Origin of the sequence: Paeniglutamicibacter selenitireducens, from assembly GCF_051550675.1 — a bacterium.
GTDB lineage: Bacteria > Actinomycetota > Actinomycetes > Actinomycetales > Micrococcaceae > Paeniglutamicibacter.
This window is the reverse complement of record NZ_JBPULF010000002.1, coordinates 514,794-526,726: the sequence shown is the minus strand read 5'-3', so window position 1 is coordinate 526,726 and position 11,933 is coordinate 514,794. Positions and strand designations below refer to the sequence as shown.

12 protein-coding genes are annotated in these 11,933 nt (G+C 66.9%); 6 read left to right on the top strand and 6 right to left on the bottom strand.

Annotated elements, in window-relative coordinates; genetic code table 11:
• Nucleotides 1-50: 50 nt before the first annotated feature.
• The 6 genes from ACSYDW_RS05885 to ACSYDW_RS05860 all read right to left on the bottom strand — a co-directional run bounded on the left by ACSYDW_RS05885 (nt 51) and on the right by ACSYDW_RS05860 (nt 5,894).
• Nucleotides 51-908, bottom strand: coding sequence for a DUF1684 domain-containing protein (locus tag ACSYDW_RS05885; protein WP_438337779.1), 858 nt, complete (start codon nt 906-908; stop codon nt 51-53).
• Nucleotides 909-1,074: 166 nt separating this feature from the next.
• A complete protein-coding gene (locus ACSYDW_RS05880; RefSeq protein WP_438337778.1) occupies nt 1,075-1,671 on the bottom strand; it encodes a dihydrofolate reductase family protein in 597 nt (198 codons plus the stop codon).
• Between the two features lie 60 nt (nt 1,672-1,731).
• Nucleotides 1,732-2,247: a very short patch repair endonuclease gene (locus ACSYDW_RS05875; protein ID WP_438337777.1), complete on the bottom strand. Its 516-nt coding sequence runs from the start codon at nt 2,245-2,247 to the stop codon at nt 1,732-1,734.
• A gap of 547 nt (nt 2,248-2,794) precedes the next feature.
• Complete coding sequence (gene aztD / locus ACSYDW_RS05870; RefSeq protein WP_438337776.1) at nt 2,795-4,063, bottom strand: zinc metallochaperone AztD; 1,269 nt, start codon at nt 4,061-4,063, stop codon at nt 2,795-2,797.
• A 315-nt stretch (nt 4,064-4,378) separates the two neighbouring features.
• Entirely contained in the window at nt 4,379-5,056 is a 678-nt protein-coding gene (locus tag ACSYDW_RS05865) for a GNAT family N-acetyltransferase (protein WP_438337775.1), read from the bottom strand.
• A gap of 142 nt (nt 5,057-5,198) precedes the next feature.
• Nucleotides 5,199-5,894: an HAD family hydrolase gene (locus ACSYDW_RS05860; RefSeq protein WP_438337774.1), complete on the bottom strand. Its 696-nt coding sequence runs from the start codon at nt 5,892-5,894 to the stop codon at nt 5,199-5,201.
• 191 nt (nt 5,895-6,085) lie between these two features.
• Here ACSYDW_RS05860 and ACSYDW_RS05855 point away from each other — a divergent pair, with 191 nt between their 5' ends.
• From ACSYDW_RS05855 to ACSYDW_RS05830, 6 genes are all read left to right on the top strand, one after another.
• Entirely contained in the window at nt 6,086-6,838 is a 753-nt protein-coding gene (locus tag ACSYDW_RS05855) for a GntR family transcriptional regulator (protein WP_438337773.1), read from the top strand.
• A gap of 153 nt (nt 6,839-6,991) precedes the next feature.
• On the top strand, nt 6,992-8,155 hold the full coding sequence (locus ACSYDW_RS05850) for an ABC transporter substrate-binding protein (RefSeq protein ID WP_438337772.1): 1,164 nt from the start codon (nt 6,992-6,994) through the stop codon (nt 8,153-8,155).
• A 77-nt stretch (nt 8,156-8,232) separates the two neighbouring features.
• On the top strand, nt 8,233-9,108 hold the full coding sequence (locus tag ACSYDW_RS05845) for an ABC transporter permease (RefSeq protein WP_438337771.1): 876 nt from the start codon (nt 8,233-8,235) through the stop codon (nt 9,106-9,108).
• Nucleotides 9,096-9,956 carry an ABC transporter permease gene (locus ACSYDW_RS05840; RefSeq protein ID WP_438337770.1) on the top strand — a complete coding sequence of 287 codons (861 nt, stop codon included), beginning with the start codon at nt 9,096-9,098 and terminating at the stop codon, nt 9,954-9,956. The genes ACSYDW_RS05845 and ACSYDW_RS05840 overlap by 13 nt, the downstream gene beginning before the upstream one ends.
• Nucleotides 9,953-11,011, top strand: coding sequence for an ABC transporter ATP-binding protein (locus ACSYDW_RS05835; protein WP_438337769.1), 1,059 nt, complete (start codon nt 9,953-9,955; stop codon nt 11,009-11,011). The genes ACSYDW_RS05840 and ACSYDW_RS05835 overlap by 4 nt, the downstream gene beginning before the upstream one ends.
• Complete coding sequence (locus ACSYDW_RS05830; protein WP_438337768.1) at nt 11,008-11,877, top strand: alkaline phosphatase family protein; 870 nt, start codon at nt 11,008-11,010, stop codon at nt 11,875-11,877. Before ACSYDW_RS05835 ends, ACSYDW_RS05830 begins: the two co-directional genes overlap by 4 nt.
• The last annotated feature ends 56 nt before the right edge of the window (nt 11,878-11,933 follow it).

Below are 11,933 nucleotides of genomic sequence, written 5' to 3'. Positions count from 1 at the left end.
GGCCGGGCCCGGCGTTCGCCCGGCGCATCGCGCTCGCCGGGCGAACCGGGTCAGCGGGTGGCGCGTTCGAAAGGGATCCGTTCCCCGGCCTCGATGGCCACGGCCAGGCGGTTCTCGGCGGGAGGCAGCGGGCAGGTGGCAAGGTCCGTGAAGGCGCACGGCAGGTTCACAGCCCTGTTGAAGTCCAGCACGACGGTGCCGTCCGGGGCCGGGGCGGCCACGGTGAGCGACCGGTTCGCCGCATAGGTGGTTTTTCCCGAGGTCTCGTCGGTGAACAGGATGTTCAAGGTCCCCTCGGCGTGGCCGTTGAAGGCGGTGAGGGTGTGGGTTGCCCCGTCGATTTCGAACACGACTTCGCCCGGTGCTTCGTAGACGTGCTCGATGCCCTCCACCGCTGCACCGACCGTTGTTTCACGTGGTGTTCCGAAGCTGCGGTAGGAGCCCGTGAGTCGCCAGCGCGCATCGGGTGCGTAGGCCGGAACGCCGTTGAAGTCCTGCAGCAGCGGGTTCTGCGGATGGCGCGGGCGCAGGAGGTACCTGCCGCCGCGCTTGGCAGCCTCGATCACGGTTTCCCCGTAGCCCAGGTCGAACCCCTCGCGCTCGGGGATGCTGCCCAGCTTCCGCAGCCCCGACACCGTGTGGCCGTTGAGCTGCAGGCTTTCGCCGTCGGCCAGCTCCACGTAGAGCCAGTCGTCGGCGACCCACCACTGTCCGGGGATGCCCTCGAAGTGTGTCGGGTCTTCCGTGAGCCAGTGCAGGTCGGTGACAGCGAGGAACCCGTGCGGTGCGGAGAGCGCCTGCAGGCGATGCTGGTGCCAGCTGCGCCACTCGGCGGCGAAGTCCGCGGCGTCGCTCCGGCCGGCGTTGGTCCCTTCGGTGGCGTTCGTGGCTGGCGCGGGTGCTGGCATGGGATCCTCGTTTCCGTCGCGTGCAGGGGCCCGTGGGTGTCCGGGATTGCGCGCGGCTGCTTGGCGGTTCTGGGTGCGTGGGCGCACCGTGCGGCGCCCACCGGCATCAATATATGCAGGGGGTTCGCGGGATTTCGAGCATGCCGAAACGCTGGGTCATCCGCCTTTACATGGGGTCATCTACGAATCCCGGCGTCGGCTTGAAACTCGTGATCGAGTTTCCTCGCCCAAAGACGATGCTGTCGTCCATGGTGAACTGCCTGGGCTCGAAGTCCGTGCCGAACGGGCGGATGCCATCGCCAATGAACACCGGGTACCGCTTGATGATGATCTCGTCGATCTCCGGCAGCAAGGCACCGGCCAGCTGTCCGCCGCCGGCCAGGTAGATGTCCAGTTGGGAGTCCGCCTGCTTCAGTGCGCGGATGGTGGCGACGGGGTCCGCATCGGTGACCAGGACCGCGGGATCCGTTGCGGGGAGGCTTCGTGAAAAGACGATCTGGCGCAGGTGCGGGTACGGGCTGGTGATGCCGATCTGCAAGGCCGGATCGTAGGTGCGCCGACCCATCACCACGGTGTCGAACCGGGTCAGCGGCGCCTTCCCGATGCCCAGGTGCTCGCGTCCGTGCTGGGGCAGGGTGTCGGAGTATTTCTCGATCATGTGCTGCGTGTAGTCTTCGGAGCCTTCGAAGAAGTCGACCTCGTCCCCCGGGCCGGCAATGAAGCCGTCGAGGGTGAGGGCAATGTAGTAGACCAAGTGGCGCATGTAGGGTCCTCCCGTAGTCGACTGGTTCGACCCCACGCTATGTGGAAGTGCGTCCGTTGGCTAGGTGCGTTGGACGGATGCCGGCGCCGCATTCGTGGCTTCCACCCGCGGCCCCAGGAATCCCGAGAGGCGGTCGAGGACCGTGGGCGGGTCGCCGAGCTCGCACTCCCACAGCACCAGGGATTCCCAGCCGAGTTCCGCGAGGGCTGCCAGCGTGCGCCTGTCGCGTTCGCGCGTCGCGGTGCGTTTGGCTTCCCAGAATTCCGCATTGGTCTGGGGAGCGTGTTGCCCGGTGGGGCATTCGTGCAGGTGCCAGAAGCACCCGTTGACAAAGACCACCTTTCGGCGCGCTGAAAAGACGATGTCGGGACGTCCCGGGAGCTTGCCGCCGGGCAGGTGCGCTTGCGGGTGGTCCCGGGGAATCTGCACCATCGTTGAACGCGGGATGCTGCCCTGAAGTCGGTAGCGGTACCCGGCGGCGTGCAGCAACCTGCGCACGATCAGTTCGGGCTTGGTGTCCTTGCCCCTGATCTTCGACATGAGCGCGGAACGCTGCTGGGCGGACAGGGTGTCCATGTTTCGATTGTGCACCCTCGGCACGTGGCGGGCGCCCGTCCCCCGACTGGGTCGGTCCGGGGCGGAAAAATCTGGTTAAAAATTCGAGCACCGGCCGGAACCAAGAAGCGGGGGAATGCAACTTGGATCCAGCCGGTGCTCTCATCACTCGCACCTTCATGAGGTACTTACGACTCTAGGAGAAGAGTCTATGGATTTCATGTGTCGGGGCATCACGTTGCATGTGAAACAGGCATTGAGTGCCCGGGGTGAGCCACAGGGGTGGTGGTCAGATGGCCTCATCCTGCCCGGAATCCGCAGCCCCGGCCATGTTGATGCCGGTCCGCCGGTTAACGAGTCGAGCACCGGCCAGAACCAAGAAATGGGGGAAAGTTCTTGGTTCCGGCCGGTGCTCTCATCACTCGCACCTCCATGAGGTACTAATGACTTTAGGCGGTGAGTCTATGGATTCCATGTGCCAGGGCAAGGGGTTCCATGTGTATGTAAGTGCTCCGGTGCAACCATGCGGTCCGGACCCGTTTGCGGGGTATTGACGCTCGGTGCCCTCTTAGTTGGATGCAGCTGCCAGTTCGTTCGGGGTTTCGGGCAGGGCGATGCTCCGGGTGACCTTGCCCTGTGTGAGGTCGACGGTGTGCAGTTCCTTGCTGGCCGGATCCGTGACAAAGGCCGTGCTGCCTTCCACCAGCAATGCGGGCCGGGGTTCCTGCCAATCCAGCGGTTCCTCCCATGCGCCGACAACCTCGACGGCGGATTTTTCCTTGCCCGTCGACGGGTCGTAGACATGGAGTTTGCCGTCCGTGCCGAGCACGAGGGCATCACCCGACGCGCTGCGCCCCAGCGAGCGGAAAGAGTACGAATAGTCGGTCTCGACCAACCGAATCTTGTTGGTTGCGGTGTCCGTGAGTGAGAACGTCGTGGGGCGTTCCAGCTCTGCGTCCTTGTCCTTCTTGTAGTCGCCCAGGACCACGGAGGATTCCTCGCTGCCCGACTGGTTGCCGATCCGCCCGTAGGTGTCGGGCGACGGAACCTTGGTGATCTTTCCGTCCTTCACCACGAGCAAACCGTCTTGGCACCCGACCACGATGGACTCGTCACGGGCCGTGGCTTCACCGTGCACCCCGGGGCAGTCCTTGCTCGTGGTGATGGTGCTTCTGGTGCCGCCGGCTTGCGGCCTATCCAGCAGGCTGATGCCGGAACGGGATTCGCTGTCTCCCTCCGTGACAAGCAGGCGCCCGCCATCAAGCGCCACTGCGACGCCGTGGTGCGCGTGCGGCGTCGTGTGGTTTTCGGTTTGAGGCAAGGTTCCCTTGGACAGGTCCTTGGGGTCGAAGAGCTGGATGGTTCCCGTTGCGTCGTCAAAGAGCGCGGTTTGTCCCGCGTGGTGGACCGCATGTCCGGGTTTCTCCGCCGGGAATTTTTGGTCCTTGAGCATCGGGTCGGAGACGAAGTGGTGGGAATGGTCGCCGTGGGCTTCGGACCACGATCCGGTGTCCAAGACCTGGAATCCGCCGGCGGTGGACACCAGGACGTGCCGCCCATCGCCGGCGGGGTTCACGCGGTTGAAGCCGTCCAGCGGGAAGTCGGCGACGACTTTCCCGTCGGTGGCGCCCAGTACGAGGACGCCGCCGTCGTAGGTGACGGCCAGGCGGGGCTGGGCCTTCCGGGATTCGGTGGCGGGGGAAGCCTCGGCCGTGTCCGCGCCGTGTTCGGGATGCTGACTTGGGGACGTCGGAGTTCCCGGGGCGGCGCCGGGCGTCGGGGAAACCGCGCACGATGCGAGCAGCAACATCGAAGCGAAAGCGGTGGTCGTCGCCAAGGTCCGGCGTGCCCGGCGATCCGGATGGCACGTTTTGACATGGGTTTTTTCGGAGTGGATGGGTTTCATGATCGACAGCGTATTCTAAATAAGAATCATTCGCAATAATGAGGAAGAGGTGGGCCGTTACCTTCCGCGGCGCTGTTCCACTGATCGAACGGGCCGGCATGACCACGCGATCTGCAAGCGCGGGCGGCATCGCGGAACCGGGGAATTTGGTGTCAAACGTTCACGCCGACGTGCGGACGAAGGGGGCGTGGGGTAGGGAGCCGCGGGCATCCACGTGGCGTTGTCCCGCGAAGCGGCGGTGCATCCTCAGCGCGCCCTGCCGGCCTGCGGCTCGGGCGTGAAGTTGATGCGCATGACCATCCGCCGCGGGGTGGGGTGGCTGACCTCGGTGAAGCCGGCGTCGGCGAAGATGTTGCGGCTGCCGACAAACATTTCACCCCAGACCGCCTGCTTTCCCGGCGGCAGCACCATCGGGTAGCCCTCCAGTGCACGGGCACCCCGTTCCCGGGCGAAATCCACAGCGGCTGCCGCCAGCGCGCGCGAAACGCCTTGGCGGCGGAATCCGGTGCGCGTGACAAAACAGACCAACGCCCAGACCCCGGAATCCTCGCGGTCCTCGTCGCGCCCGCTCCAGGGAACCCGGTTTCCGAGAAGGCGCGGATAGGCGGTGCGCGGTTCAACGGCGCACCAACCCACCGCGGTGTCGCCCAGGTAGGCAACGAGTCCGCTGGTTCGCCCGGCGCCGGGGTTGCCACAGGCCGTCTGGTCTTGCAGGCGACTCTCGCGAACCTCGTCGGAGAGCTCGCGGAAGCTGCGGCCCGGATTCTGGAACCACTGGCATTGGCACGTGGAGGGATCGCCACGCGTGCCGAAAACCTCCCGAAGGTCCTCCCAGCTGGCCTCGTTGGCCGGAACCACGCGGAGGACGCCCGCCCGGGGTGATGCTGGCACACCGTTGCCCGTGGCGCCCGCAAGCTGTTCCATCAACACCCTCCGATCCGCCGGCGGCCCGGTTCCGCGCCGACCCGTGTGGACACGAGACTGCCAGCGTCGACCGCGGGGGTCAAGGAAGCTCGCCTGTCCCGCCCCGCAGCAGCGGGGCGGGACAGGCCTGGCGCGTCCGCTCCTAGCTGAGGTCCAGGTCCAGGCAGGCGGTGCTGATCTCCGGAACGATGATCAGCGCGTGCCGTTCCAACTCCTCGGTCGGGTGGGTGCCTTCGACGCAGATGGCGATCATGCCGGCCGCGGCGACGGCGCCAAGACCCGGGACGGAATCCTCGAACGCGGCAACCCGTGTGGGGTCGTTCAGCCCGAGCTCGGCGGCCGCGCGCTGGAAGCCCTCCGGGTGGGGCTTGCCGTTGACGACGTCCTCGTCGGTGACGACCACGCCGAAGAGGTCCAGCAGTCCCGCGCGCTCCAGCGCGGGGACAACCTGCAACCGGCTCGCGCCGGTGACGACGCCCAGCTTGAGGCCCGCCGCGTGCAGAGCGCGGACCAGGTCCCGGGTGGCCGGGCGGATCAGGTCCTCGCGTTCGATGCGTGCCGCGTATTCGGCGTCGATCAGCGGCAGGTACTTTTCCACGGGTCCGGCATCGACAGGGGCCAGGGCGAGGATGTCGGTCATGATCTCGCGGTCGCTGCGGCCGGCCAGGATCTCCTGGTACTGCCGGGCGGTTAGTGTCACCGAGCAGTGCTCTGCGGCCAGGTCGATGAACAAGTCCCGCAGGATGCCCTCGTCGTCGGAAAGGGTTCCGTTGAAATCGAAGAGTACGCCGTCAAGGTCCGTGAGCGTCAGGGTGGCATTGGTGGAGGAGGCGCGCATGGTGCGTATCCCATCTTGTAGTGTTGAGTGATGACACCCATAGGTCTAGACCCATGGGTGAGCGAGAGACCAAACTAGCGAGCCGACATGTCCCCGACCGCCGCTTTGGGTGGACCGCAGCAGGGCTGCGGGTTAACGGAACGTGAATCCGGCGGGCCAACGAGAGCGAGCCGAACATCAATACCGACGAATTGCTTGACCACGTCCGGACGCTTGTCCTTGACCCGGGCCTGCCGGCCCACCAGTCGATCAGCCGGTGGCTGGAGGGAATCATTGCCGACGGAGTGCTTCCGGCCGGCACCAAGCTTCCGGCCGAGCGGCAGTTTGCCCAGGGCATGGGTGTAAGCCGCATGACCCTGCGCCAGGCCCTCGACACCCTGGTCCACGAGGGGAGGATCGTGCGCGCGGTGGGTAGTCGTGGCGGTTCGTTCGTGGCCGAACCGCGGGTTCCCGTCGACATTTCCAATCTGATGGGACTCAGTGCACAGCTGCTCAAAAGCGTGCATAGTGCCTCGTCAAGTGTCCTTTCTGCGGCAACTATCCCGGCGGACAGGGCCGTGGCGGAGGCCTTGCAACTCCCGGTGGGCGATCCCGTGCACCGGATCCACCGGATCCGCTTTGCCGCCTCGACGCCCGTGGTGCTTGAAGAGACGTTCCTGCCCGCGGAGCTGTTTCCCGGGCTGCCGGAGCGCGACCTGACGGGATCGATCTACGCGGTGATGGGGGAGGGGTACGGCCTGGCGCCGTTCTCCTCGATCGAGGAACTGAATCCCGCTGTGGCGGGCGAGGAGAATGCCGGGCACCTGGAAATCGGGCCAACGACAGCCGTGCTTGGCATCAAGCGCACCGGCCTGTCCCGTGACGGGCGTCCTGTCGAGTACTCGGAGGACCTGGTGCGGACCGACCGGTTGAAGATCGTGGTTTCGGGGCGCGCGGACGGGTGAGGTGGCGCGCCGGGGAATGGTTCATTCGGTCTAGACCATTGTTCATCTCCGGGACACCTTGACGTCGCTGCGCGTCAAACTGGCGTCATTAGGTTTGTCTCTGCAAGCAGGCCTTCCCGGGCCTCCTCACTCACACGGAGAGCAACCCCCGCCATGAATCCTTCATTCGTCCCGGCAGCCATGCGTTCGATGAAAACCACCCGCCGCACCGTGCTCCGCTCGGTCGCCGGAATCGCCCTGCTGGCCACCGTCGGCGGTTCGCTCGCCGGCTGCAGCCAGGAGCCAACCGCAGCTGCAACGATCGGAACCACCACCAGCGAGCTCGCCGAGCTGGCCAAGGCAGAGGGCACGGTCCAGCTGATCGCGGTTCCGGCCGACTGGGCCAACTACGGTGGCCAGTTCGCCGCCTTCAAGGAAAAGTACGGGGTGGACACCCCCGTGGCGACACCTGATGCCTCGAGCGCGGATGAGATCACCGCGGTGAAGAACCTGCGCGGCCAGAAGACGCAGCCGGATGTGATCGACATCGGCTACTCCTTCACCAAGAAGGCGGGCGACGAGAAGCTGATCGCCCCCTACAAGCCGAGCAACTTCGATGCCATCCCTGCCGACTTGAAGGACCCGAACGGCATGTGGGTGGGCGCCTACTACGGCGTGGTCCAGGTGGGCACCAACACCTCGGTGGTCGAGGCCCCGAAGACCTGGGACGACCTGTTGGACCCGAAGTACAAGGGCAAGGTGGCCCTGCCGGGCGACCCGCGCAAGGGCGCCTCCTCGATCGCGGCTGTCTTCGCCGCGTCGCTGGCCCACGGCGGTTCCCTGGACAACATCCAGCCCGGCATCGACTTCTTCGAGAAGCTCGCCAAGTCCGGAAACCTGGTTTCCATCACCTCCCCGGTCTCCGCACTGAGCACCGGCCAGGCCGCTGTGGTTCTCGACTGGAACTACAACTTCCTGGGCATGGAAGAGGAACTGAAGAAGTCCAACGTCACCCTGGAAACCAAGACCTTCGACGAAGGCGTCTTCGGCAACTACTACGCGCAGCCGGTGGTTGCGGACTCGCCGCACCCCAACAGCGCGCGACTCTGGGTCGACTGGCTCACCAGCGACGAGGGCTCCGAGCTCTTCGCACGCGGCGGCGGCATCCCGGCACGCTACCTGGAGCTGAAGGAAGCAGGCAAGCTCTCCGAGGAAGCCCTCTCCAAGCTGCCTGAGGCCGAGGTGATCGAGAAGATCAAGTTCCCGACCGTCGAGCAGGGTGAAATCGCCGGCAAGATGATCGTCGACCAGTGGGGCCAGAAGGTCGCCGCGCAGTGACGAGCGAGCTCAAGGCGCAGGCCAAGCGGCGGGGGCCGGTGCAGGCACCGGCCCCGCGCAAGGTCCCAACCAAGACAATGACTACTACAAAACGCGGGAAAACCCGCAAGGCGCCGGGCACGGTGGCCGGTTGGCTCGGAGCGTTGCCGCTGCTGGCCTTCCTCTCGGTGTTCCTGATCGCCCCCATCGCGACGAACGTCGCCACCAGCTTCACGGTCGACGGACAGTTCTCCCTGGAATCCATGGCGAAGCTTTTCGAACCGCAGTACCGCGACGCGTTCCTGCAGACCACCAACCTGTCCCTGTTGACGGCGGCGGTCGGCGGGGTGCTCGGATTCATCCTGGCCTGGGCGCTGGCCACCGGCGAAAAGCCGGGCTGGCTGCGGAACCTCGTGCTTTCCTTCTCCGCGGTGGCCTCGCAGATGGGCGGCGTGGCCCTGGCCTTCGCGTTCATCGCGACCCTCGGCGTGCAGGGCCTGGCCACCCGCATCATCCTGTCCCTGACGGGCTGGGACCTCAGCGGGGACATCCAGCTGGCGTCGTTCGCGGGCCTGGCCCTGGTGTACCTGTACTTCCAGGTCCCGCTGATGGCCATCCTCATGCTGCCGGCCTTCGGCTCGCTGAAGAAGCAGTGGCCCGAGGCCGCCTACTCGCTGGGCGCCAGCCGCTTCCGCTACCTCAAGGACGTGGCCTTGCCCATCATGTGGCCGCCGATCGTCGGGGCCCTGCTGCTGCTCTTCGCCAACTCGTTCAGCGCCTACGCCACCGCCTACGCGCTGGCCGGCGGCCGGGTGAACCTGGTGCCGATACTTATCGGCTTCTTCATCTCGGGGGACGTCATGGCGGACGAAAGCTTCGCGGCGGCACTTGTCACAGGAATGATCGTGGTCGTGGTCGCGGCCATGGGCCTGCGCACCCTGCTTGAAAGAAGGACAAACAAATGGCTGCGCTAGACACCGCACCCCACAGTCTCCGGGGCGGCGGCACGGCGCCGCGGCCACGTGCCGCCGGGCCGAAGCTGCAGGAAGCGGCGCGGACCGCGGTCTTCGTTGCGGCGCTCATCCTGTTCTTTATCCCGCTGGTGGCCTCGGCCGCCTTCGGCTTCACACTGCCGGGCACCGGCTTCACGCTCGAGCCGCTCACCGATGCCCTGGAAGGTACCGACTTTGCCGCGCAGCTGCTGACCACCCTGAAACTGGCGGTGCTCAGCACGCTGGGATCCCTGGTGCTGCTGGTGCCGACGCTGCTCTTCCTGCACGTGAAGGCGCCGCGGATGCTGAAGCTGACCGAATGGCTCTCGGTAGTGCCCTACGTGGTGCCGGCCATCGCGCTGGTGGGCGGGGCCAACCTGTTCTTCCGCAACGTGGCGCCCGGTTTCCTGGTCAGCACGTACTCGCTGGTGCCCTTCTACATGGTGCTCACGCTGCCGCTGGTGTATCGGAGCCTGGACGCGGGAATCCGCGCCCTGGATGTGCGGACGCTGTTCGCCGCGAGCGCCAGCCTGGGCGCCAACCCCTGGCAGACGCTGCTGCACGTGGTGCTGCCGAACATGCGGCCGGCCCTGTTGGGTTCCGCGCTGCTCTCCAGCGCCATGGTGCTGGGGGAGTACGCACTGGCCAGCCTGCTGCTGCACTCGACCTTCCCGGTCTTCATGGTGCAGGTCGGCATGAACCAGCCGCGCGCCGCCGCGGCCCTGTCCTTCCTCACCATCCTTGCCACCTGGCTGCTGCTGGCCTCCCTGTCCGGGGTGACGGCGCGGCGCGCCACCAAGAAAACCACCACGAAAGGGGGATCCCGATGAAACGGGATTCTGCTGAAGTATCATTGACCGGCATCACCAAGGCCTTCGGCGGCCGCACGGTGCTTGACGGCCTCGACCTGGATCTCTCCGGCGGCGAATTGCTGGCCCTGCTGGGCCCCTCGGGCTGCGGCAAGACCACCATCCTGCGCGTGCTGGCCGGCCTGGAAACCCCGGACGCCGGCGCCGTGTCCATCGCCGGGCAGGACATGACCCGGGTCCCGGTGCGCGGGCGCGGCATAGGGATCGTCTTCCAGGCCTACAGCCTCTTCCCGCACATGAGTGCCGCGGAAAACGTCGCCTACGGGCTGAAGATCGCCGGGACGAGCGCCTCCAAGCGCACCGCCCGGGCCAAGGAACTGCTGGAAACCGTGGGTCTGGGCGAGCACGGCGCCAAGTTCCCGGCCCAGCTTTCCGGCGGCCAGGCCCAGCGCGTGGCGCTGGCCCGCGCGCTGGCGATCGAGCCGCGCGTGCTGCTGCTCGACGAGCCGCTGTCCGCCCTCGATGCGCAGGTGCGCGTGCACCTGCGCGAGGAGATCCGGCGCATCCAGACGCAGTCCGGGACCACCACGCTGCTTGTCACCCACGACCAGGAGGAAGCGCTGACCGTCGCTGACCGGGTGGGCGTGATGCTCAACGGGCGGATCGAACAACTCGGTTCCCCGCAGGAGATCTACCAGCGCCCGCGCACGGCCTTCATCTCCGAGTTTGTCGGGGCCGTGAACCGGATCCCCGCGACGGCAACCAGCGGCGGGGTCTCGGTGCTGGGCCGCATCCTGCCGATCTCCAACCCGGCCTCCGCGCCGGTGGCGGCCTCGGGCCTCGAGGCGCTGATCCGGCCGGAGGACCTGAGCCTGCAGGCGCACGAGGGTGGCGAGGGGACTGTGAGTTCCATGGTGCTGCGCGGACCGACGACCAGCGTTGTCGTCGAGCACGCCGGCTCCAGCCTGCGCGTGGATATGCCCTCGCACGAGGCCGCCGGGTTCGCCCTGGCCCAGCGCGTCGAGGTCCGCACCCGCCGCTCCTCCGTGCTCGTGGATGCGGAGCGTGCGGCATGAGCGCGCCGAGCCCAACACCACTGAACCCAATCCCGCAGGACCCAAGCCCGGGGGCCACACGGCCGAAGATCGCGCTGGTGGGGATCGACGGGCTGCGCATCGACCTGGCGCGCGGCACCGGAAGGATGCCGACGCTCGACGCCGTGGCGGAGGAGGGAGTGTTCAACGACCTGGTCATGGAGGTGCCCACGCTCTCCGGGCCCGGCTGGTCCACGCTGCTCACCGGCAGCACCCACGCCGAGCACGGGGTCAAGGACAACAAGTTCATCGGCCACACGCTGCTGCACCGGCCGGACCTGTTGAGCCGGGCCTACTTCGCCGACCAGTCGACAACCACCATGGCCGCGGCCGGCTGGCCGCCGCTGGTCGACCCGGCCGACGCCGGACCGGTGCTCTGGGAGCGGCGCGAACAGCAGCGCTCCGGGCACCACCGGGTGATTTCCCGCGACGGGGAAACCTACGGCTACCAGAAGGTCGACGCGCAGATCGCAGACCACGCCATCGACGCCATTGCCTCCAAGGGGCCCGATGTTTCCTTCATCTACTTCTGCGACGCCGACGACGAGGGTCACGTCTACGGTCCGCACAGCCCCCAGTACGCCGCGGCAATGGATCGTGTCGAAGGGCACCTGGCCCGCATCAAGCAGGCCATCGCCCGCCGCGTGGAAGAACTCGGGGAGGACTGGTACCTGGTGCTGACCACCGACCACGGGCACGTCGACGCCGGCGGCCACGGGGCCGGCAGCGCCGTGGAACGTGCCTCGTTCGTTGCGGCAACCCGCTTCGGCGCCTCGCTGGAGCACTGGCCGGAAGACCTCGCACCGGAAGAGCTCACCCCGCTGCTGCTCGAGTGCCGCAACGGCTGACCGGCGTTCCCGCCAAGCCCCGGGCAGGATTTTCCTGTCCGGGGCTTGGTGTTTCC